We start from the raw sequence: 22,405 nt of genomic DNA, 5'->3' as shown, positions 1-22,405 counted from the left end.
AAAAAGACCGCCGGCGAAGCATAAAGCCTCGCGGCGGTCTTTTAACAGCCTGGTACAGTCTGTTAACTCTTGCACTCTGTATTTGCCAATAAAGTTAGTTAACCGTATTTAAACGGGCGCCGGTTCAAGTTTTTGCTAAAGGATTAGTTTCTTCCGTGGCTGCCACCTCGGCCATGGTAACTACCCGGCTAAAAGGCTGGCGTTTTAACAGATCTTCAAATTCCTCTGCAGGTACGGGCCGGCTGAACCAGTACCCCTGCATGTCGTAACACTGCTTGCCCCGGAGAAACAGGTATTGTTCTTCCGTTTCCACTCCCTCGGCAACTACCTTCAGGTTAAGGTTCCGGGCCAGCACAATAATAGTACTGACTATAGCCGCATCTTGAATATCAGAAACTACACCCTGAATGAAAGAGCGATCAATTTTCAACGTATTTATCGGAAAACGTTTTAGATAGTTTAGCGAAGAATAACCTGTGCCAAAATCGTCAATGGTAATCCTGATCCCCATTTTAGCCAATTCCTGCAATACCTTGACCGTATAATCAACATCCTTCATAATCACTCCCTCAGTAATTTCCAATTCCAACCACTTCGGGTCCATTCCCGTTTCCTGCAGTATTCTGGTTATAGTTTCTACCAGGTTTTGCTGGAGAAACTGCCGCGCCGAAAGATTGACCACAACGGTAACAGGCGAATATCCGGCATCCTGCCAGGCTTTGCTCTGCAGGCAGGCAGTGCGCAAAACCCACTCACCGATTGGAATTATCAGCCCGGTTTCTTCGGCGATCTGAATAAAATCACCCGGGTAAACCAACCCCTTTTCTGGGTGTTTCCAACGAACCAGGGCTTCCATCCCCGTAATTTGACCTGTAATAATATTCACCTGGGGCTGGTAATGCACCTCAAATTCATCGTTCTCCAGGGCTTTGCAGAGAGCCTGCTCCGTATTCAGCCTTTCGTAAGCTTTGTCATTCATGGACGGCGTATAAAGCTGGTATGTATTACCCTGTTCCTTGGCCAGATACAAAGCTGAATCGGCGTTTTTCACCAGCGTCTCGGCATCCTGCCCATCATGGGGATAAATGGCCACTCCTATACTGGTTGTCAAATGGAATTCCTGCATTTCAACCTTAAAGGGCCTTTTCATGGTTTCAATAATCTTTAAGGCTATTTTGGCCACATCCTGCTCTTTGGCTATTTGTGGGAAAATTAATATGAACTCGTCTCCACCGATGCGGGCCACCGTATCACCTTCCCGCAGGCACTCGGTGAGCCGCTGGGCCACATCCTTTAATACCCGGTCACCCATGGCATGGCCCAATGTATCATTTATTAGTTTAAACCGGTCTAAATCTATGAACATCACTGCCAAAAGCTGCTTGTTTCGTTTGGCATGGGCCAGGGCCAGCTTCAGGCGGTCATTAAACAGCGCCCGGTTAGGCAGGTCAGTCAAGGGATCGTGATATGCCATATGATTAATTATTTCTTCCGCCCGCTTCCTGTCAGTGATATCAATACCCATAGAAATTATAACCAAAGGCTTACCTTCAGCATCATATGACAGCGTATGGGTCCAGAGAATCTCTATTCGTCCTCCGTCCTTGGCAATCCACGGGTGTTCACCTGTTTCAATCACTTCGCCCTGTTGGAAACGTTCCAGTAGTTCGGGTATTGCCGGCTTAATCTCTTTAGGCGTAAATATTTCCCACCATTTTTTTCCAATTACCTCAGCAGCCGTATACCCTGTCAGTTCCTCGGCGTACTTATTAAACAAGGTAATTGTCCCATCCATAGCCCAAAGCATAATGATGGTCCGGGCATTGTCCACCAGACTTTGGGAAAAATCCCTTTCCTGCCGGAGTTCCTCCAAAGCCTTTTTCGAATCGGTAATGTCGCTGAAACAGACAGCAAAACCATCACCGGCTTTAACGGCTGTGTTCCTGAACCATAAATTACACCCATTCAACCGGAATGAATGTTCGAAATGCTTGGAAACGCCTGTTTCGACAATATTGACAAAAACCTCGAACAAGCCTTTTTCTTTAAAAACAGGAATAGCTTTAAGCAGCGAATGACCGATTATATTCTCTACCCTGAAACCCATTATCCGGGCCGCTTCCGAATTGCAATAGGCAACCTCAAAATCAATAATTTTCCCCTGTTCATTACGAATACTGGTGAAAATCATAAACCCTTCATGGGAAGTTTCCTGAACGGTGCGAAAAAGTTCCTCCCGGACATAAAGTTCCATTTCCGATTGTGCAAGGGCCGATACGTACCGCCTCATCAGCAGGTACAACAGAAAGCCCGTTGCCCCAATAAAAAATAATCCTTTGAATGTCTGGAAAAAACTGATTTTTGATACATCGAAAAACAGGTTATTTAAAATCTTGTCAGAAAACAATATCCACAGACTGCCAATCAACATGTATATTATGGCGATTTTTATCGGAATTTTACGTTTCTTGGCAAAATTTGACTTCGACAAGCTATTCTCCATAAGTCTCCTCCCGCCGTCGTTATTTGTATGCTGATCTGCAAACTTTTTGAACTGATGCCATCGGTACGTTTTTCAACATAACTCATGGATAATCCTGCCTGATTTTGGAATGACATAAAAAAACGACCAGGTTATCCTGACCGTTTCTCGCCACAATGTAGTTAACTAAATGTCCTCCGTATCTTTAGAGGAAACCATGCGGTTATCATTCCCCGCTTCCAAAACAACGTCTTCGGTATCGTCAAGAATTTCTTCATCATTGACATAAACAACTTCATCACAGTTTGGACACGTTACCTCAATAAGGTCTTCATCGTCAACAATACCGGCGTCGAAACACACAATCTGTCCGCAGTTAGGGCATTCTACTTCCATATACTCCTCAATATCGGCTCCGTGCACATCGCCCTCAAGATTATATAGGTCTTCATCTATGCTTTCTACGTAATCCTCAAGGTCCGACTGAGCTGCTTCAATATCTTCAATCTGCTCGGCCATTTCGCCCAGGACATCGATAATCCCTGCCAGAATTCTGCCTTCTTTGGACCCGTCATCGATATCCATGCCTTCGGCCAAGCCCTGCAGGTATGCTACTCTTTTCTTCAGGTTTGTCACAAAATAACCCCCTTTTAAGTCCTTAAATCAGTATTATTATAACTTGAAAAGGGGGATTTTAAACCTGATAGTCAATAATTAAAATAATTAAGGCGTAATTTACTGGAATGATTCACCTCTATTATCTTTACTATACCCTCTTGAGATAAGCGCCCGTCCTGGTATCAATCTGTAAAACATCCCCTACTTCTACAAAGAAAGGAACTTGTACAACGGCACCAGTTTCCAGAGTTGCCGGTTTGGAGCCTCCGGAAGCAGTATCACCTTTAATGCCAGGCGCAGTCTCAACTACTTCTAACTCAACAAAATTCGGCAATTCTACGCCTATAGGATTGCCCTGCCACAAAACCACGTGAATATTCATATTTTCTTTTAAATATTTAATGGCATCCCCTAATTGTTCTTTAGTAAGGGCTATCTGCTCATAATTCTGGGTATCCATAAAGTTATAGGAATCGCCATCGCTGTATAAGTACTGCATCTCCCTGCGTTCAACCCTGGCCCTTGGTATTTTCTCACCGGCGTTAAACGTTTTTTCCACAACTGCCCCAGTCCTGACATTCTTAAGTTTAGTCCTTACGAAAGCAGCTCCTTTCCCGGGCTTAACGTGCTGAAATTCCACTACGGAATAGACGTCTCCGTCTATTTCGATAGTTAAGCCTGTCCGAAAGTCGTTTGTAGAAATCATCCTTCTGCATCCTCCTTTTTAGGTTATGATTATTTGTTAAAGTTCTAAGAGTTTCTTAGTAGATTGGGTCAGGACCTCCACGGATTGACCGGTCACGACAACTATATCTTCAATACGCACCCCACCCCAGTCACGGATATATATGCCGGGTTCAACCGTTACCGTCATCCCTGGCCTGAGCGTGCTTTGGTCTCTGGGAGCCAGAGCGGGTTTTTCATGAATAGCCAAACCTATGCTGTGTCCTAAACCGTGCCCGAAATTTGAACCATAACCTTCTTTGGCAATCAGGTCCCTGGCCACCGCATCGATTTCAGAACATACCTTTCCCGGAGCTATAGCTGCCGTTGCCCTTTTTTGGGCTTCCAGAACGATATTGTATATCTTTTTCTGCTCCGGACTGGCTTTTCCAAGTACAACTGTTCTGGTCATATCGGAGTGATACCCCTGGTAAACACAACCAAAGTCTAATACGACAAAATCTCCTACTGCCAGCTTTTTGCCTGAGGCCACGCCGTGGGGTAACGCTGACCGCGAGCCGGAAGCAATAATCAGGTCGAAGGCTGATTTTTCTGCGCCGCAAGTTTTCATATAGTATTCGAGTTCGTTGGCAATTTCCTTTTCGGTAATTCCCGGCCGCAGGAAATCAAGAATGTGCGTAAAGGCCTTGTCAGCAATGGCCACCGCTTTCCGAAGCAGTTGTATTTCCTGGTCATCCTTGACCTCTCGAAATTTTTCAATTACTGTACGCAGTGGTTTTAAAGTTACCCCGGGCATTTTTTCTCCGTAATTTTTAAACTGCTGATATGTAAGGTGATCCGCCTCAAACCCAAGAGTTCTGTACCCTTCGTGGTCAACCAGGTCCGCCAACGCTTCGTCAGGTAAGCCCGTGGACGAAACCACTCTAAAATCCGGAGCCTGTTTTTCAGCCTGTTCGAGGTAACGAAAATCAGTTATCAGGAATGCTTTGGCCGGCGAAATGAGCAAAATTGCGCTTGTACCGGTAAAGCCGCTGAGATAACGCCTGTTTTCCACTCCTGTAACCAATAAAGCATCTAATTCTAATTCAGCAATTTTTTTCTGAACTTTTAGTAGCCTCTGGTTCATAATCTCTCCTATTTATCTTTTATTATATCTGCCAACGCCCGCAATCCCAATTCATAACTTCTCGGACCAAAACCCGAAATCTGACCGGCGCAAACAGATGCTGTAACAGAAACATGTCGAAACTCTTCGCGGGCATAGATATTTGATAGATGTACTTCAACAGTCGGAATGGCCGAAGCAGCGATGGCGTCTCTGATAGCAATACTGTAGTGGGTATATGCTGCCGGATTAATGAGAATGCCCTGACAGGAAACAGCCGCTTCCTGGATAGCATCAATAATCTGACCTTCCGCATTGAATTGGACAATTTCCAGTTTTAAGCCCAATTCGGCAGCTATTTCCTCCAGTCTGGCGTTTATCCGGTCCAGGCTGACTGTACCATAAATATCGGGTTCGCGCTTGCCCAGCAGGTTAAGATTTGGCCCGTGAATAACTTTGATCCTCGCCATCGGCTCACCCCTTAAATATTCCACTAAAAAATTTTACCATAAATTATTTTATTTGAGTAGTATTTTTAATGGCCGCTTATGGTAATTCCTCCGATACAGATGGTAGGAGCTCCCTTTCCGCCAAAAAAACGCAGGTCATCAGCCACGGCTACTACATTTCTCAAAAGATCCAGCAAGTTTCCGGCAATAGCCACACCCCTCACCGGGTAAGCAAATTTGCCGTTTTCTATCCAGATACCTGCCGCTCCTACAGAAAAATCACCGGATATGGGATTTGCCGTATGCATGCCCATGACTTCCGTCACATACAGGCCTTTATCAACTTGGCTAATCACATCTTCCCTGGATACCTGGCCCGGTTTTATATAAAAGTTAGTAGTCCCTACTTCCGGCATACTTTTAAAAGAACCCCGGATACCATTTCCGGTAGGTTGCGTTTTATCTTTACGCGCTGTATAAGCATTGTGTAAAAAGCCCTGCAGTTGGCCGTCCTGCACTAAAACCGTCTCCGATGTAGGCACTCCTTCCCCGTCAAAAGGCGCTGACCCCGTTTGCCCGGGCATGGCGCCGTTGTCAATCAGACTGATCGCAGATGCAGCAACCTGCTGCCCTACTTTTCCGGCGAAGATGGACTTGCCTTTTTGAACCGCCTCCGCAGAAAGGGCAGGAGCCAGGACGCCGAGAAAATTAGTGGCCACATAAGGGTCAAAAACCACATAAGCTTTTTGGGTGGGAACAGTTTTTGCCCCCAGTTTATGAATGGCTTTTTCTGCTGCTTCTTCCCCGATGGCCTTAGGGTCTAAATCCCGGTATTTCAAGACAAACTGCAGTCCGAAACCGGTCTGGCTATCGCCGTTTTCTTCAGCCACAACATCCATATAAGCCCCGCAGTAAGAACCCTTATATGTCTCCGCTATACCCAGGGAATTGGCCAGGGTTACAGCATATTCGACATCAAAATAAGCGGCCCTTTCCGTGTTAGTAATACGGCGGTCATAATTCTTGGCTATTTCCTCAATGTGCTTGGCCAGGGCTATTTTATCCTCGACGGGGACCTGATGAATTGTCGGGTCAAATAAATCCAGTTGCGGGTAATTCCCCGCAGTTTCCGGCAAACTGTTAAAATCGTCTGCGGTCGTTTTGTCCGAATTTTTCAGAGCCTGGGCAATAATGTCGTTGACTGCCTGCTTATCAAGGTCTGAGGTAAAAGCAAATCCGATTCTGCCCTCTTTAAAAATCCGTATCCCCAACCCCCGGTCTTCAGCCAGTTTCATCGTTTCAACTTGCCCTTCCCGAACATCTACGGACAATTCCCTGGAATTTATCAGAAAGGCTTCCGATTGGCCCGCTCCCATTTCCCGGGCCTTTTTCACCACATATGCGGCCAGCTCCATATATTCCTGTGTATTTTCTGATCTTACCATGCATTCAGCACTCCTTTCCACTCTCAAGGTAGTATAATTCAACAAAAGTAAAAATATTCCTTTAACGACCGGCGACAATTAACACTGCAACAGTGAAATTATGAACCTTGTGTTACAAAACCGCGTTTGTTTTAACGTACAGCGCCTACCGGCAACAAAGAAGGGTGGGTGGGGTGCCAAGGCTACCGTCAAGGAGCGACTGCGCCGGCAAAACCACAGCCGGGCAGGCAGGGAGTTCCCGCATGTCCGAAGATGGCGAAGGCCGCCGGGAAGTCCGGCCTCAACGCAGGTTGCGTGCCGGACGGGAGGCAGCCTGACCTATGAGAAATGCAACATGAGCCATCAAGTTCGGGAACAATGGCTGCCCGGCCATGGTTTGCAGCACCAAGCTCCTTGGTAGCCGGGCCACCCCACCCACCCTGCCGAATTGTAGAAATGCGCAGCCTCGGAGAAACGGTTGTTCCACCGGTACAGCACAGATTAGCCATCTGCAAGGAGTTTTTTCCGCAATTCGTCGGGAATGGTAATTTTTGCTTTGTTGAAATCCCGGAGAGTGCTGTGCACCTGGAAGTCCAATAACTGCAGTCCAAGAATTTTGATTTTGGCCCTTAAAATATATTTATAGATGTATAAATCCTTGTTTCCTATCCAGTAAATCTGCTTGACATCGGCCACTTTCGCGCCAATAAGCTGGGGAGGCAATACCCCTTCGAACCACTCATTGGCTTTTGCCCCCGGAAACACCTCAATGACGGTAGCTTCCCGGCCATCAATTACCTCAGTCCCCGTATTGGTTACCCTGGCCTTTTCTAGGTTTATCCGTTCCAAACTCCGGTACGGGTTCAGCAACCTCAGTTGATTACCCAGTATTCCAACCAACTGCTTCAGGCCTGGCTCTTCTTCCGGCCTAAACCAAAGGTTCTTCAGGGGGTGGTAAACAAAAATGCGTTGGTCTTTTATGTAAGCCGCCGACTCCCCGTACCCCTGGGATGACTCCCAACTGAATTCCAGCAGTTCTTCTTTCTTGGCCGGAGACGCGGTCCCTCTCAGGTTAACAGTCAACTGCTCTCCCGCGGTAACAGTTGAACGGTACTTAAAGCTTTCTAGAGCTGCCCCTTTCTTTTTAGTTTCCGCCAGAATCTCTTCCGGCATTTTCCCCGCAGTTAATTCAGGCTCATCTCCGGTTAAGCCGTGGGAAAGGATTAAATATAAACCAACAGCGAGGATCACTACCACCAAGGCAATTTTCCAACGCATGCCCCACCCTCCCAATCTCCACATCTTCTAGATAGCCTATGAAAAAATGTACTTAAAAAGAACAGAATTTATTACCCTTACGTATGTTACGGAACATTAAAATAATTACTGCCACTGCAGTGGTGACAATACTGCCCTCCGGCCCGAACTCGGCGCCCCAAAAGGGGCTTTTTATAACACTGCGCTCCGGTACCACATTCAATATACCGGGTACTGCCAAACCGCTCACCGGAAGAGAAAAGCCAAGACCTTCCATAGCGTTCCATGCAAAATGAAAACCGGCGGGCCACCAAAGACTGCCTGTCGCGGCTGCCTTTTCGGCCATTAATAAGCCAACTAAAAAGATGTTGAGAAATGCTAAGAGAGTTATACCTTTATTGAAAAGGTGCATGAGGGAAAAAGTCAAAGCTGATAATATTATGGCTGTACTCCCGGAATAGTGCTTTTCTGTCAAGCGAAAAATTATCCCCCGGTGGAGCAATTCTTCTGCAAAGGCTACCAGTATGAAAAGGCCGAAAAAAAACATCATCTGGCCCGGTTTAAAAGTTAACCGGCCAACGGAAATATTATAAGTACCTAACCAAGCCGATAACAGTATGATGGCAGCTACAGACCCAAAGGCCGCCAACATACCTGAAAAAAGTCTGCCCCAGGCCGCCCGGTGGGCAAAAAAACCGGCTATTTCAAATCCCAGCAGCTTAGAACCGTAAACAACGCCCACCGCCAACAGGGAACCGGCAAAATATAACCGGTACGCGGGAAGCTGCAAGTCCTCCGGAATGACCCCGGCCAATCCTTTAATAAGGACACCGGTCAGGACTTCCGCCAAAAACCGAATGAAAACCAGGTGCCCGGTAATAATCAATATTTTCTTTATATGCCTTTCCAAGCCTCCGGCCGGCAGAACCCCTCACCTCTTTGTAAACCCAAGATATAACAATTATAAATGAAAATTGTTTGTCATTACAACCCTGCTCCCCAGTTGAAAATTTGTTATGTCACCTTTGCTATTACTAGCTCATATCCTAAAATAGACGCATTGCAAAAAAACAATAAGTATCACGTATCATGTAGAGGACTATGGCATCAAAAAGAGCTAGGTTTGTTGCCCTAGCTCCTCTCCCAAATATCAAAGTTCATTATATATCAAATTCATTGTAAGGAGACCGGATTGAATGCATAAAGAAATTATAGCCAAACCACTAAAACCAGAGTTGTTAAAACTTGATGGCATCTCTACAAAACAGATAACTGAGCATTATGAAATTTTGTATAAAGGTTATGTTAAAACAACTAACGAAATTCGGCGAAAACTGTCTCAGGTGTCGAGAGAAAATCAAAACCCACGCTATACCGAATTTCGGGAATTAAAGGTAGAAGAAACCTTTAATCTTAACGGAGTGGTCCTCCATGAACTGTATTTTAACAACTTGGGCGGAGATGGAGGCCCGCCGATCGGAAAAATCAGAAATGCAATTATACATAATTTCGGCTCCATTGAAAAATGGGAGGAAGATTTTAAAGCGGCCGCCGCTTCATCCCGCGGATGGGTTGTGCTGGCTTATGATTTCCGGGATAAAAGATTGCATAACTTCCTTCTGGATGCTCATAATGTCGGCGTAATTCAAAGTTCGGCTCCTGTGCTGATTATCGATGTTTATGAACACGCTTATTTTATAGATTATGGAGCTAAACGAGCTCCTTATATTGACGCATTCATGAAAAATATCGACTGGGGTGTTGTCAATCACAGATTTGAAACTCCCTGGCGGGAATAAAAAGGGGGCGGGGAAATGCGTAGGTCAAAACCCTCTTGTATACTCACTAAAACAGTCCGGACAAACAGGTTTACCGTCCCTCAGCCGGGCTTTGGGTTCCATAACACCTTCACCGCACCGGCTGCACTGGACAGTATTAAAAATGATGGCCTTTCCGGGCAGTTCCAGGTCAACCTTCCTGATATCAAATAACTCCTCGGCGGGACCGTGCAGGAGTTTTTTAATTCGTTCCTCCCTGTCCCCTTTTCCCTGCATTACGCCAAATTTTAAGGCCACCCGGACAGCCTGCCCCCCTGACCTCTTTCCTATGGTAAATACCTGCTTACCGTTGTTCCGCATGATCATATTGCCTTTCCCCACAGTACATCCTGTCAGAGACTGAATCGCGTCAATGGAACAACTGTCGTTCTCAACAATGGCCACAAGTTCCTCATCAATATCCCTATCCACGCCCAGTTCTTGAAGAGCCAGTTGCGCTGCCCGAAACCCCAGGGCCAATCCGGGACAGGCATGTCCATGGAATTCTACGGCTTTTTCCCAAGGTGTTTTTTCCACGCACATGAGTAATCACCCCCTAAAAAATGGTATTATAGCATCTTCCATTATGTATATACCTATATAGGGTATATTCAAATAATAACACCGATTACCCGATATGTCAATTTTGATGGGCTGTTATTTCGCCCCTGGCCAATTCATCGCACCGGTTGTTAAATTCATTGTCGGCATGTCCTTTCACCTTTATCCACTTTACCTTATGGGTTTTGGTAAGCTTGAGGAGTTCCTGCCAAAGGTCCTGGTTTTCTACCGGTTCTTTTTTGCTGTTCACCCATCCCTTTTGTTGCCATTTGCCCAACCAGTCCTGCTGAAAGGCATTGACCAGATATGCGCTGTCGCTGTAAAGGTCTACCTCACACGGTTCCTTTAAGGCTCGGAGGGCTTTGATGGCCGCCGTCAACTCCATGCGGTTGTTGGTCGTAGACGGTTCATAGCCCGATATTTCTTTGCTTTTTTCACCATACAAAAGTATGGCTCCCCAGCCGCCGGGGCCAGGATTCCCTGAACATGCCCCGTCGGTATATATGGTAACCTTTTTCAAAATACCCCCGCCTTTTTTGTTATTCTTTTCCACCAATTATACCATATATTCGCCCATGAAGGAATCAATTCTTTTCGTGTCCAGATAGTCATCAGGGCTGCCTGAAGCAGCCCTGTCCCTTGTTCATATTCTGCGGATCCTTCGGATTGTGGGACCGTCGGATACGCCTGTACCGCCGACCACGATTTCGGGGATCCGCATGGTCGGCTGGGCATCAGACACTGGCACGCCCTGGCCGTCTTTCCCGCATGTCCCGATGGTATAACCCAAGTCATTACCAACCATATCAACGATTTTAAGCACTTCCGGCCCGTTGCCCGTCAAAGTGGCGCCGCGCACCGGTGCAACTACCTGGCCGTCACGGATGAGGTAACCCTCGGCCACATCAAAGACAAAATCGCCGTTGGTAGTGTTGACCTGACCGCCGCCCATCTTCTTGACCAGCAAACCGTTTTCAATACTTTTGATGATTTTCTCCGGGTTATCTTTTCCCGGTGCAATATAGGTATTGGTCATACGGGGAATTGGTTTATCCTGGTAAGATTCCCGCCTTCCGTTGCCAGTGGATTCCCTTTTTTCTTTCATGGCCGTCAGCCGGTCATACATGTATTCGACCAGTTCCCCATCCTTGATAAGAACCGTTTTCTGCCCTCTTTCCCCTTCATCGTCAAACCGGAAGGAACCATACTTATTTTTTATCGTGGCATCATCAATTACAGTAACGATGTCGGCAGCTACCTGTTCACCTTTCTTATTGGCATACACCGAAAGCCTCTTTTGCACCAAATCGGCTTCCAAGCCATGTCCGCAGGCTTCGTGTACCATCGTTCCCCCTGCTTCTGCGGCCATTACCACCGGCATCTTCCCGGCAGGAGCCGGTTGGGCCTCCAACATCTTAATGGCGCGACCGGCTGCCTCACGAGCTACATCCTCGGGGTTAAATTCGTCAAAGAGCTCATACCCTACCAGACCGCCGACAGCATTATAACCCGTTTGAATTACACCTTCGCTGGCGCCGACTGTATTTATCATAAACCGGGTACGGACCCGTTCATCTTCCACGTAGTTTCCTAAAGTATTGGCAATGGTAACCTGCTGCATGACGTCGCCTACACCCACGGCTACCTGTTTGATGCGCTTATCGTACTCCCGGGCCGTTTTATTGGCATGCAAAACCAACGCCACCTTGTCATCAGTGGGAACCGTATCCGGCACCTTTTGGAATTCAAAATCCACCACCGGTTTAACCTCTGTCAGATTAAAGGTAATATCCCTTTTATTTTCACCGGCTGCGTGGCTGACGATTTTTGCGGCCTTCATCAGCCCTTCCCTGCTGATGTCATTGGTGTAAGCGTAAGCCGTCGCTTCACCTGAAATTACCCTGATACCGGCCCCTACGTCAATCCCGGAATTAATCCTTTCTATTTTGTCATCTTCACAGCCGATACCGGTAGTCTTTTTCCGTTCAATAAAAATGTCGGCGAAATCCCCACCGTTGGCTATCGCCTGCCGCAGTACATCCTGTAAATCATCCCTGGAAAGCACGGAAACACCTCCACATTATTAGTACTAACTATTTTTTGCCATACAGGTCATATATATTCCTGCCCGTGTCTCATAAACCCATCCTGATCATAGGACAGCCAGCACATCACTCTCGTCAACAGCGTCGGTTATTCTAACCCTGCCTATTTTTTCCGGCAGGATATATTTTATCCGGCCGGACTGGACTTTTTTATCAAAATACATTTTCCTGAGCATGGCCTGCTTATTTATGTTCCCGCAATCAACAGGCAGCCCGGTCTTTGCAATCAGAAGACCTATTCTGTCCAAGTCAGCCTGAGATAAAAGGCCAATCCTCTGCGCCAGGCGGTTGGCTGTGACCATACCGATGGCCACTGCTTCCCCGTGCACAAAAACACTGTAATTTGTCAGCGCTTCAATGGCGTGGCCAAAGGTGTGACCGTAGTTAAGAATGGCCCTGATCCCTGATTCCTTTTCATCCTGTTCTACCACGTGCGCCTTAATTTCACATGACCGCCTGACTATCTTAACCAGGGTTTCATTTTGCATCCCTTTAATTTTATGCAGATTCTCCTCAAGATAAGAAAAAAATCCGGCATCCCAGATAACGCCGTATTTTATTACCTCTGCCATTCCCGCCCTGAACTGCCGTTCATCCAGCGTACGCAGGGTATTGATATCGGCATAAACCAGTTTGGGCTGATAAAAAGAACCAATAATATTTTTACCCTTCGGATGATTTACTGCTACCTTCCCCCCTACACTGCTGTCCACCTGGGCCAACAGGGTAGTAGGCACCTGAACAAAGGGGACACCCCTCATGTAGGTAGCCGCTACAAACCCGGCCAAATCTCCGATGACGCCGCCACCCAACGCCAATACGGCTGATTTTCTGTCTAACCCGGCTGCAAAGGCCGTATCGTAAAGCGCCTGGGCGCTGGCCATGGACTTATACTGTTCCCCATCAGGCACTATACCCATGACGACCTGAAAGCCGGCATTTTCCAGACTGCGTATGGTAATGTCACCATACAGCTCCTGCACTGTGGGATTGGTAACAACCATAATTTTCTCCCCGATAGGCAGCTCTTTCAGTGCGGCTCCCAGCCCGGAAAGAATATCATTGCCGATAATTATGGAGTAGCTGTTTTCACCCAACTCCACCCGTACTTCTTCTAAACTTTCGTTCCCTTCCATGTTACCTTCCTACCTTTCCTGTCCGGCTTTAAATGCCTCTATTATCTGCTGCTCAACTTCTTCCACGGAACATGCCGAGGTATCTATATAAATGTCAGCAACCTGGTAATAAGGTTCCCGTTCCTTTAACAACCGCTCAATATTTTTCTGCATATCGCCGTGTAGCAACGGCCGGTTCTTTTTACGGCGCACCCGTTCGTATATAGTGTCTTTGTCGGCGGTAAGGCATACCATGAAGCTGTTTTGCTTCAGCACCGCCACATTATCAGGGTTCAGCACCACGCCGCCCCCGGTGGCAATTACCCGGCCGTCTTTCCGCATTGCCCTTTTCACCGCAGCCGCTTCTTCGGAACGGAACCGTATTTCACCGTGTTTTTTAAAAAGCTGGGGAATCGTCATGCCCGTTACTTCTTCTATATCCTGGTCCGTGTCATAAAACTCCATACCCAGTTTGGCCGCCAGTTTCCGTCCGATGGTTGATTTTCCCGTCCCCATAAAACCAATTAAAACAATATTCAATGATTTACACCTGCCTTACATAGGCCACGTAGGCTTCATAATTCCGCTGCATTTCCGCCAGGCTGTCCCCGCCAAATTTCTCTATCATGGCCCTGGCCAGTTCAAAGGCGACAGCCGCTTCGGCCACAACGGCAGCCGCCGGCACAGCACAGGTGTCCGACCGTTCTACCGATGCTGCAAAGGGTTCTTTGGTCGCCAAATCAACGCTTTTTAAAGGCTTATACAAAGTCGGGATCGGTTTCATAGCTGCCCTGATCACCAATGGTTCCCCGTTGGTAATACCGCCTTCCAGCCCGCCGGCCCGGTTGGTACAACGGTAGAAGCCGCCAGAGTCGAAAAATATTTCATCATGAACTTGTGAACCAGGTAAAGTGGCCGCCCGGAAACCCATGCCGATTTCTACGCCTTTGACAGCCTGGATGCTCATGACCGCCTGGGCCAGGCGCCCGTCCAGCTTACGGTCCCACTGGACGAAACTCCCTAAACCGACCGGCAGGTTGGTTACCACAACCTCAAATATGCCGCCCAGGGAATCGCCTGCTTCTTTAGACGCATCAATTTCCGTTTTCATAGCCTGCTCAGCCTCAGGGTCGGCACAAAACAATTCCGACGCCGCAGCCAACCGCCGGACTTCCTCATAGGATGGGGGGATAACAGCCCGCACCGAGCCAATCTGCACTACGTGACCGAAAATCTGGATGCCAAACATTTCCAGAAGCCGCCGACCTAAAGCTCCAACGGCTACCCGTGTGGCGGTTTCCCTGGCGCTGGCCCTTTCCAGCACATTGCGAATGTCGGCGTGGTTATACTTGATGGCGCCGGCCAGATCGGCATGACCCGGGCGCGGCCTCGTAACCACCATTTCGTCCAAATCAGCCGATGGAGAAGGAGTCATGATTTTTTCCCAATTGGCATAGTCACGGTTCCTGATCACCAAACAAATAGGGGTTCCGAGGGTGAAACCACCCCGCACCCCGGCAGTAAATTCCACCTGGTCCCTTTCAATCTTCATGCGTCCGCCCCGGCCGTATCCCATCTGACGGCGCGCTAACTGAGTATTTATGTATTCCTCGGTAACAGGCACCCCGGCAGGCATACCCTCGACAATAGCCGTCAGGGCAGGCCCGTGGGATTCCCCGGCATTTAAAAACCTCAACAAATATCTCACCTCGAAAAAAATATAGTAAATAACCCCGGCATTTTACAGGTGTTATTTACTATATTATGAAGGTTCAAGTTCCCATTTGTCAACGACAGGACAAAATATGCCCAAAAGTTCTTTCCGGCAAAAAATATTATCCAGACTAAACAAAAGGATTCCTATCCTGGTCAGGTATCCGGATTTTCTCCTCAGGTATAGGCGGCCGGCCCTTGGCGCTGTATATCTCCAAAAGCAGAGTAGCTGTGAGCGCCTTGTCCTGGCCTTTGGTCATCTTCCAGCCGGTTATGTTCACCAACCGGGGCAGTTTTTCCAGGGATTCGCAGTACCGGGTAATATCACGATACTGTCCCCTGATGTCCACCGTATATTTGTAAACCAGGTACTGGCCTTTATCAACAGTTTCGCCCGGTTTTAAGGCAATTACCTTTATATTGGCGGCTTTGGCTTTTTCTTCAACAGACCGAATAAACCCCGTGGCGTTTTCACCTGAAGGCAGCTTGGTTTCAATGGTCTGAATTGCAGCCCTGTTAGCCTCCATGTGGGCTTCGAAGGCGCCCGGATTACCGGTTATCTCCTTCACTGCTTTCAGTTTGGCCTGTACGGCTGCCAATTCCGACTTAAGCCCGGCTATCTGGCTTTCCGTGGGCTGGTACATATAGAAGTAAAAAGCAACTATCAGCACGGCAAACAGGCCAATTAGCAGGGTGGTCTTTTCCCGTTCGCTCATATTCAAGCCTTTAAGTTTCATTGCCCGTCACCACCTTTTTGCCAGGCGCAGGTGATTTCAAAGTTCCATAAAGCTTTACCCGTATCAGCTTCCTGAATATTTACCGCACGCGCATTTTTATAATGGGCACTCTGGTTCAGGCGATCGATAAAATCGGAAACTTGGGCCAGGCCGGGCGCCGTACCCTTTAAACTTAGGGTGCCGTTATCACCGGTTTCCATGGCATTCAGCACAACCCCGGCGGGAATAATCTTATTAATTTCCATGATTACAGGAGTAGCCGGTTTAATTTCCTTCTGTAACGACTCGGCCAGCCTCTTGTTGGTAGAAAGAACCTGGTTTTGGGCCAGTTTCTGCTCGTATTTCCGGAGCCCGTCCTGCATCTTCTCCAGCTCGGCAACAGCCATACTCAGTTCCTGCCTGTATTGCGTCATTTCTACACCGGCCACGCCAACGCCGTAATAAACCATATAAAACAGGACCGCCAAAATCAGAACTATGAGGATAACCTGTTCGCGTTTGGCTACAGGCTTTTTCCGGTATTCCAAAGGCAACAGGTTAATGGAACCTTTCATCGGCCCTTCACCTCTCTTATGGCCAACCCTATTGCGTTCGTCAGGGTCGGAGCAATACGGTCAATATTGTCCCGACGGCTCCTGGTTTTATAATAGACCACGTCAACGGGGTTAAAAAGAACCGTCTTTATCCCTGTCTGCGCCTCCAGATACTGAGGTAAGCCTTTCAAAAGAGATGCGCCGCCCACCAGAATTATGCGGTTGATAAACTCGTGGCGGTACTGGAGCTTGTAGAAATCTATGGAGCGCTTCAGTTCAGCGATAATTTCATCAATTTTGGGCTTTAACTCTTCAGCTACTTCCTGCTCATAAGCGGAGAGCGGTAGTCCTTCCTGCCCATCCTGTCTTTCCTGTTCTCCTATATCTTTCTCCAGGGCAGCCGCAGCCTCACTGTAACTGTTCATTGACTTATCCAGACCCCTTAAGCCATATTCTCTTTTCACCCGTTCCGCCTGCTCCAGTGTAACGCGCAAACGGGCGGCCACGGCCTTGGTCAGGTCATACCCGCCGACATTAATAATCCGGTTCAACATTATTTTTCCCTGCCGGAAAAAGGTCAGTTTGGTGGAACCGGCCCCCATATCCAGCAACGTCACCGCTCCGTGGCTCAAATGCTTGGCCAAATCGTCCCCGCCGGTATTAACGCCCTTCAGATTCAGCACCCGCACCAGGGACAGGGGTTCAATATCTACCGCCAAAGGTTTGAACCCCGCCTTTTGGACGGCCTCCACGTAACCCTGGAGAACCTTTTTGGCTGCCACCACCAGCATTACGTCCATTTGGATTACGCCGTCTTCCTCTTCCTCGCCGACTATTTCAAAATCGGCAACGGCGTCAGCAGCCGGCATGGGTATGTACTGGTCCAGTTCCCACTTCAGGGCTTCCGCCAGTTCCTCCTCCTTCATTTTTGGAAACTTCACGTGGCGGATAACCACGTTCTGGCTGTCCACGGAAAGTACAACATTCCGGCCGGATATTTTGCTCTTGCGCATTGCTTCCTGAATGGCCAGGGCAACGGCATCCACATTTAGCACATTACCGTTGGCCACGGCTCCCACCGGCAGGGGAGCAATGATATAATCCTGCAATTCGGCAATGGCGCCGCGTTTCCTGGCTTCTACAATGCGCACGGCGCTGGAGCCGATGTCCACGCCGACGTGTTTGGGGGTGAAAAACATCCGGTGGCCTCCTTTCTGTATATTTGGTCAAATATTCCGGTGTAAATCATCAAGTATTTCCAGTTTATCCCAGTTTTTCTTGGTGCGTACTTCGGCAGCCCATACCACTGAAGTATCGACAGGGTCAGGATATATTTCCAGATAGTAATAATCATGGGGGTTTCCTTTACCGTCATCATGGTCATGGTCATGATTGTAATGCCCAAAGTGATGACCATTGTCGTGACTGTTATTATGGTGCCTGTGATGGTCTTCATCTCTGTCCACATAATCTATACTTACTTTCACCCGGCCAAGGTCCTGCCCCAGGTCGTAGTATCTTTCATCAACGTCTTTTGTTTCAAAATCTTCCGGACTAATTTCCCCCGTTTTGATGTCCCAGAGCACCAGGTAGTAAACAGCTCTGGCCTTTTCCTCATCAACAAACTGCCTGTTTTCTGCTTTGTTGGCTCTTATCTCAAAAAGTGACATATCAGCAATACCCAGGGCAAGAATACAGAGAATAACTATTACAAATACAGCCAATATCAAAGCCGCTCCGCGCTCATCAGTTTTTAATTTTTTTATGAACACTGTACCACCCCTAATCTTCCCACCCGGCTACAGAAACGGCGGTAGTTACCGTATAGCCGGCAGTTCCTTTGCCGGTACTGACCGTAATTGTCACAAAATCATTTTGGATATTGGCAAACTGCAAGTCTTTAACACAGTCCGCAACAATTTCTTCTTTTATCAGGCTCCCCGTTTCTGTTCGCCATTGGCGCATCAACCGGTTGTCGTCCAACAGAAACCAGACTTCCCTGGAGTCATCGATTTTCAGACACAACCTTGACGGTGTGGATTTTCCCGAAGTGGTAAGTATCTTCTGCGCATTTTTAATGTCCACAGCCATCCTGTAAATGGCAGCCCTGGCATTCTGTTGTATTTCTGCCTGGTCCCCGGAGAAGTTATAGGAAGCCACCCCGGAATATAACAGTCCATAAACGGCAGCCGTCACCAGGAAAATAATAGCACAGGCCACTGTCAATTCTATAAGGGTGAAGCCAGACACTTTATAATTCTTTGATTTTGGTCCGGCATCGATTACCGTTTCCATTCTGTTAGTTGTTACCATTTCCATTTCCATTCCCGTTCCCATTTCCATTTCCATTACCGTACCCATACCCATTTCCGTTCCCGTTGTTTCCGGGGCCATCATCGTCATCATCGTGCTCCCAGTCATGGCCATAACCGGGCAGCGGAGTATAATAGGTAAACAGCAGCACAGTTTCTTCCGGATTGCCTGTTTCTACTTTCACTTCGTATTTATAGAGAAAATCCGTTCGCTTATGTTTGTCACTGTGTCGGTGTCCTTTACCGAATTTGGTCAAATCGAAGGAGTCTACAATTACCTTTCTGGTGGTGCGATAAACCCCATCAGCAATAGGCTCGTCATCCTTAAACTCAATATTAATATCTGGATTTTGCGGGTTATCCTTTATGGCATCATAAATCTCTTCCATTTTCGCCTTCGCCGCCTGGACGGCAATAAACCTTTTTCCCGCCTCTTTGTTCACCTGTACCTGCCCGCTGATAAGGGAAACCAGCGGAATAACGGCAATGCCGATAAGCGCCACCGCCGTCATCACTTCCACCAGGGTATAACCTTTTCCACCGGCAATTCTTTTCATGGCAATTCCCTCTTCCCGCCTTTTATTCAATCCTGACCCGGCCGATACTGTTTACACTGATTTTTACCGATGCAGCACCTTTGGTCCTGATTACTATTTCAGCCTGAGCAGCCGGAATACCCGACGCCTGAAAATCTACGACCGGCGCAGTCGTCACCTCGACACCTTCCAGGCCGGCGACCATCGCCTCAGGAGCAGTTGCCCCTGTACTTTTGGGGTAAGCCCGGATTTTCGCCGGCATAGTAGCCGTATCAAAATCCACCCGCCAAACCCTGCCCTCACTGACGGCCCTTGTCTGAGCGTACCTGAGCACGGAGGCAATCTTCTTCGCATTTACCTCCAGCCGGTACCGGTCCGATTCCCCACGTAAATTGGGCACTGCCAGCATCGTTATCACACCTATAACTGCAATAACCACCATCAACTCTATTAAGGTAAACCCACCGGAATTCCACCTTTTCACGCTCATCCCCTCTTAAGGTTACAGAAAATGCGCCATATACCACCCGATTATCTGCCGGCTCCAAAAAATACTGAGCAGGGCGCCAAGGGAGATAAAGGGACCAAAAGGAATGGCGTCCTTCCGTGTTTTTTTGCCTGTAGCCATCAGGCCAATGCCCACAACGGCGCCAATGACAAAGGCCAGAAAAAAACCGAGAAAGGCCTGCTGCCACCCCAGCCATAACCCCAGCATGGCCGCCAACTTTATATCGCCGCCGCCCATCCCCCCTTTACTGAGTACAGCAATGGCCAGGAAAAGGCAACCGGCGGAAAAAAAACCAACCAGCCCCCCTGAAAAAGTGGTCAAGGGGCGTATTATATTTATAGCCAAACCCACAACCAGGCCAATAATAATAAGCCGGTTGGGGATAATTTTCAGCCTCAGGTCGATAAAACTGATAACGATGAGTAAACTTATCAACACAAGATAAACAACGGCCTCTGCCGTAAGACCGAAACGGTACACCGTAAGCCCGTATAACAGGCCTGTCAGCAGTTCCACCAGCGGGTACTGCCATGATATTTTGGTTTCGCAGTAGGCGCACCTGCCCTTCTGTTTCAGGAAGCTGATGACCGGGATCAGATGCCCGGGCTTTAACCGGTACCCGCAGTCAGGACAGTGGGATGGCGGATTGATTAGAGACATACGCTGCGGAATCCTGTAAATGCAGACGTTGAGAAAAGAGCCTATGATAAATCCAAGCAAAGCAAATAAAAATACATACATTGCCATTGATACACCAGCCAGGTAAAATTTTAAGGGGCGGGTGGCAAAACATATTGCCACCCGGAGATACTAAAAGCTTGACACACCATCCGGGAAATGTTCACATTTTACAGTCCCATCTTCGATTCTGTAACCTTTACCCCCTTGAGGGTCATCTGGAATTGAATTGACATACCCTTTGTTTTTAAGATCATTAATATCGGTTGGATAACTGCCATCCTGAGCATAAACGCGTTCAGCCGCTGTCTGCAAGGTTTGTATATTTGCCTTATCTGTCTTTTCCTTAGCATCGCCAAGCACGCTTGTAATTTTAGGCACAACCAATGCAGCTATAATTCCAATGATGACAATAACTACCATCAATTCAATCAGCGTAAAACCGCGGTCATTCTTTATCACTTTTCTGATTCCCCCCACCGGAATTCACCTCCTTTCAGGAAAACTGAAAATTTTATTGAATGTTTCCTATCAAATTAAACATGGGTAGCATTACAGATGCAATTATAAAGCCCACCACAACGGCCAGCACAACAATTATCAGTGGCTCGATCAGTGACGTGAGGCGGTTGACCGTCTGCTCCACTTCGCCGTCGTAGACGTTGGCTATCTTCTCCAGCATCCGGTCCACGGCACCCGTTTCCTCGCCGACGGCAATCATCTGGGGCACCATGGGGTCGAAAACCCGGGCATGCTGCAGCGGTTCCCACATACTCTTGCCTTCCCGCAGGGCTACCTGGGCACTGGCTATCCCCTGCTTCAGGTAATGGTTGTCCATCAGTTTCTTCACCATATCCATGGCCTGCAGAACCGGCACGCCGCTGGCCAGCAGGGAACTGAGGGTACGCGCGAACCGCGACGTCAGCACCTTACGGGTAAGGGGGCCGAACAGGGGCACGGAAATGATAAACCTGTCCCACATCTGCCTGCCCATGTCTGTCCGGAGAAAACGGATAAATAAGAGGATCAGCCCGGCTATGGCCGCCAGCCACAGCAGCAGGTAGTTCTGAACAGAACTGCTGAGCGCCAAGAGCATTCTGGTGGGCAGCGGCAGAATCGCGCCGTAATCGGCAAAAAGGCCCGCAAACTTGGGCAGCACAAAGACAATCAGTATACTCACCACCAGCATGGCCACCAGGCAGACCACCGCCGGATAAATAAGAGCCGAGATCACCTTGGACCGCAGTTCGTATTCCCGCTGGTAGTAAGCAGCCAACCGCTCAAAAACCTGGTCCAGGATGCCGCCCAGTTCACCCGCCTCGACCATGTTTACCATCAGGGCAGGAAATACTTTGGGGTGCATAGCCATGGCGTCGGATAAAGTCCGGCCGCGTTCCAGGTCACGCACCACCTCTTCGGTGGCCTCCCTGAGCAGGGGATTGGCCATCTGCCTGGTCAGGATGCCCAGGCCGTGCATGACCGGGATACCGGCATTTAGCATGGTAGAGAACTGCCGGCAGAAAAGGGCCAGGTCCTTCATCGTCACCCTGGTCAGATGGATTTTTTTAGTTAACAGGGCGCTGACCTCGCTCCTGGCCTTCAGTTCCTTGATCAGGTAACCCCTTTCCTTCAGGCGTGCGGCCGCAGCATTGATATTGTCTGCTTCGATGGTTCCCCTGAGAACCTGTCCACCCCTGTCCATAACCCGATATGTAAAAATATTACCCACGTGCCTGTTCACCGCCCCGGTTTGAATTCTTTTAAAAATCGG

The 22,405-nt window shown here is 48.2% G+C and carries 26 protein-coding genes; 2 read left to right on the top strand and 24 right to left on the bottom strand.

What is annotated here, in order from left to right:
• Positions 1 to 124: 124 nt before the first annotated feature.
• The 6 genes from ACSNJE_RS02835 to ACSNJE_RS02810 all read right to left on the bottom strand — a co-directional run bounded on the left by ACSNJE_RS02835 (position 125) and on the right by ACSNJE_RS02810 (position 6,783).
• Positions 125 to 2,503, bottom strand: a complete 2,379-nt coding sequence (locus ACSNJE_RS02835; RefSeq protein WP_495251950.1) for a sensor domain-containing protein — start codon at positions 2,501 to 2,503, stop codon at positions 125 to 127.
• A 165-nt stretch (positions 2,504 to 2,668) separates the two neighbouring features.
• Positions 2,669 to 3,118, bottom strand: a complete 450-nt coding sequence (locus ACSNJE_RS02830; RefSeq protein ID WP_474773117.1) for a CD1247 N-terminal domain-containing protein — start codon at positions 3,116 to 3,118, stop codon at positions 2,669 to 2,671.
• 130 nt (positions 3,119 to 3,248) lie between these two features.
• Entirely contained in the window at positions 3,249 to 3,806 is a 558-nt protein-coding gene (gene efp, locus ACSNJE_RS02825) for an elongation factor P (protein ID WP_013120593.1), read from the bottom strand.
• A gap of 36 nt (positions 3,807 to 3,842) precedes the next feature.
• On the bottom strand, positions 3,843 to 4,910 hold the full coding sequence (locus ACSNJE_RS02820; protein WP_461569999.1) for a M24 family metallopeptidase: 1,068 nt from the start codon (positions 4,908 to 4,910) through the stop codon (positions 3,843 to 3,845).
• Positions 4,911 to 4,918: 8 nt separating this feature from the next.
• Complete coding sequence (aroQ, locus tag ACSNJE_RS02815) at positions 4,919 to 5,359, bottom strand: type II 3-dehydroquinate dehydratase (RefSeq protein WP_013120595.1); 441 nt, start codon at positions 5,357 to 5,359, stop codon at positions 4,919 to 4,921.
• A gap of 65 nt (positions 5,360 to 5,424) precedes the next feature.
• Positions 5,425 to 6,783 (bottom strand): TldD/PmbA family protein, encoded by a 1,359-nt coding sequence (locus ACSNJE_RS02810; RefSeq protein WP_495251949.1) that lies wholly within the window; start codon positions 6,781 to 6,783, stop codon positions 5,425 to 5,427.
• Positions 6,784 to 6,956: 173 nt separating this feature from the next.
• Between ACSNJE_RS02810 and ACSNJE_RS02805 the strand changes: the two genes are divergently transcribed.
• Positions 6,957 to 7,100 carry a hypothetical protein gene (locus tag ACSNJE_RS02805; protein ID WP_495251948.1) on the top strand — a complete coding sequence of 48 codons (144 nt, stop codon included), beginning with the start codon at positions 6,957 to 6,959 and terminating at the stop codon, positions 7,098 to 7,100.
• Between the two features lie 163 nt (positions 7,101 to 7,263).
• Here the strand turns inward: ACSNJE_RS02805 and ACSNJE_RS02800 are convergent, their stop codons facing one another.
• Together ACSNJE_RS02800 and ACSNJE_RS02795 are read right to left on the bottom strand one after the other, a co-directional pair.
• Positions 7,264 to 8,040 carry a hypothetical protein gene (locus ACSNJE_RS02800; protein ID WP_495251947.1) on the bottom strand — a complete coding sequence of 259 codons (777 nt, stop codon included), beginning with the start codon at positions 8,038 to 8,040 and terminating at the stop codon, positions 7,264 to 7,266.
• A 52-nt stretch (positions 8,041 to 8,092) separates the two neighbouring features.
• Positions 8,093 to 8,929, bottom strand: a complete 837-nt coding sequence (locus ACSNJE_RS02795; RefSeq protein WP_495251946.1) for a CPBP family intramembrane glutamic endopeptidase — start codon at positions 8,927 to 8,929, stop codon at positions 8,093 to 8,095.
• Positions 8,930 to 9,215: 286 nt separating this feature from the next.
• Here ACSNJE_RS02795 and ACSNJE_RS02790 point away from each other — a divergent pair, with 286 nt between their 5' ends.
• On the top strand, positions 9,216 to 9,818 hold the full coding sequence (locus ACSNJE_RS02790; protein ID WP_052216628.1) for a superoxide dismutase: 603 nt from the start codon (positions 9,216 to 9,218) through the stop codon (positions 9,816 to 9,818).
• A 24-nt stretch (positions 9,819 to 9,842) separates the two neighbouring features.
• On the opposite strand, the gene ACSNJE_RS02785 is transcribed toward ACSNJE_RS02790, so the two are convergent.
• From ACSNJE_RS02785 to ACSNJE_RS02710, 16 genes are all read right to left on the bottom strand, one after another.
• Positions 9,843 to 10,379 (bottom strand): FmdE family protein, encoded by a 537-nt coding sequence (locus ACSNJE_RS02785; RefSeq protein ID WP_052216627.1) that lies wholly within the window; start codon positions 10,377 to 10,379, stop codon positions 9,843 to 9,845.
• A 97-nt stretch (positions 10,380 to 10,476) separates the two neighbouring features.
• Positions 10,477 to 10,917, bottom strand: a complete 441-nt coding sequence (rnhA, locus tag ACSNJE_RS02780; protein WP_052216823.1) for a ribonuclease HI — start codon at positions 10,915 to 10,917, stop codon at positions 10,477 to 10,479.
• Between the two features lie 123 nt (positions 10,918 to 11,040).
• Positions 11,041 to 12,462: a TldD/PmbA family protein gene (locus tag ACSNJE_RS02775; RefSeq protein WP_495251945.1), complete on the bottom strand. Its 1,422-nt coding sequence runs from the start codon at positions 12,460 to 12,462 to the stop codon at positions 11,041 to 11,043.
• 87 nt (positions 12,463 to 12,549) lie between these two features.
• A complete protein-coding gene (gene aroB, locus ACSNJE_RS02770; RefSeq protein ID WP_052216625.1) occupies positions 12,550 to 13,638 on the bottom strand; it encodes a 3-dehydroquinate synthase in 1,089 nt (362 codons plus the stop codon).
• Positions 13,639 to 13,647: 9 nt separating this feature from the next.
• Positions 13,648 to 14,157: a shikimate kinase gene (locus ACSNJE_RS02765; RefSeq protein ID WP_083436714.1), complete on the bottom strand. Its 510-nt coding sequence runs from the start codon at positions 14,155 to 14,157 to the stop codon at positions 13,648 to 13,650.
• 4 nt (positions 14,158 to 14,161) lie between these two features.
• Entirely contained in the window at positions 14,162 to 15,316 is a 1,155-nt protein-coding gene (aroC, locus tag ACSNJE_RS02760; RefSeq protein WP_495251944.1) for a chorismate synthase, read from the bottom strand.
• A gap of 145 nt (positions 15,317 to 15,461) precedes the next feature.
• Positions 15,462 to 16,067, bottom strand: coding sequence for a type IV pilus inner membrane component PilO (locus ACSNJE_RS02755; RefSeq protein ID WP_052216623.1), 606 nt, complete (start codon positions 16,065 to 16,067; stop codon positions 15,462 to 15,464).
• The gene (locus ACSNJE_RS02750; RefSeq protein WP_495251943.1) at positions 16,064 to 16,621 is read right to left on the bottom strand and encodes a PilN domain-containing protein; all 558 of its coding nucleotides are present in this window, start codon (positions 16,619 to 16,621) and stop codon (positions 16,064 to 16,066) included. The genes ACSNJE_RS02755 and ACSNJE_RS02750 overlap by 4 nt, the downstream gene beginning before the upstream one ends.
• Positions 16,618 to 17,799: a type IV pilus assembly protein PilM gene (gene pilM, locus ACSNJE_RS02745; protein ID WP_495251942.1), complete on the bottom strand. Its 1,182-nt coding sequence runs from the start codon at positions 17,797 to 17,799 to the stop codon at positions 16,618 to 16,620. Before pilM ends, ACSNJE_RS02750 begins: the two co-directional genes overlap by 4 nt.
• Before the next feature lie 27 nt (positions 17,800 to 17,826).
• Positions 17,827 to 18,372, bottom strand: coding sequence for a TadE/TadG family type IV pilus assembly protein (locus tag ACSNJE_RS02740; RefSeq protein ID WP_474774430.1), 546 nt, complete (start codon positions 18,370 to 18,372; stop codon positions 17,827 to 17,829).
• 10 nt (positions 18,373 to 18,382) lie between these two features.
• Positions 18,383 to 19,003, bottom strand: coding sequence for a PilW family protein (locus ACSNJE_RS02735; RefSeq protein ID WP_495251941.1), 621 nt, complete (start codon positions 19,001 to 19,003; stop codon positions 18,383 to 18,385).
• Positions 18,900 to 19,469: a type IV pilus modification PilV family protein gene (locus tag ACSNJE_RS02730; protein ID WP_495251940.1), complete on the bottom strand. Its 570-nt coding sequence runs from the start codon at positions 19,467 to 19,469 to the stop codon at positions 18,900 to 18,902. The genes ACSNJE_RS02735 and ACSNJE_RS02730 overlap by 104 nt, the downstream gene beginning before the upstream one ends.
• 22 nt (positions 19,470 to 19,491) lie before the next feature.
• Complete coding sequence (locus ACSNJE_RS02725; RefSeq protein WP_052216617.1) at positions 19,492 to 19,932, bottom strand: GspH/FimT family pseudopilin; 441 nt, start codon at positions 19,930 to 19,932, stop codon at positions 19,492 to 19,494.
• Positions 19,933 to 19,950: 18 nt separating this feature from the next.
• Entirely contained in the window at positions 19,951 to 20,703 is a 753-nt protein-coding gene (locus tag ACSNJE_RS02720) for a prepilin peptidase (protein WP_495251939.1), read from the bottom strand.
• A gap of 63 nt (positions 20,704 to 20,766) precedes the next feature.
• Positions 20,767 to 21,114 carry a competence type IV pilus major pilin ComGC gene (locus ACSNJE_RS02715; protein ID WP_495251938.1) on the bottom strand — a complete coding sequence of 116 codons (348 nt, stop codon included), beginning with the start codon at positions 21,112 to 21,114 and terminating at the stop codon, positions 20,767 to 20,769.
• 34 nt (positions 21,115 to 21,148) lie between these two features.
• Positions 21,149 to 22,363 carry a type II secretion system F family protein gene (locus ACSNJE_RS02710; RefSeq protein ID WP_495251937.1) on the bottom strand — a complete coding sequence of 405 codons (1,215 nt, stop codon included), beginning with the start codon at positions 22,361 to 22,363 and terminating at the stop codon, positions 21,149 to 21,151.
• Positions 22,364 to 22,405 lie beyond the last annotated feature (42 nt).

Source organism: Thermincola sp. GK-1, assembly GCF_059412445.1.
This window is presented reverse-complemented; position numbering and strand designations above follow the sequence as displayed.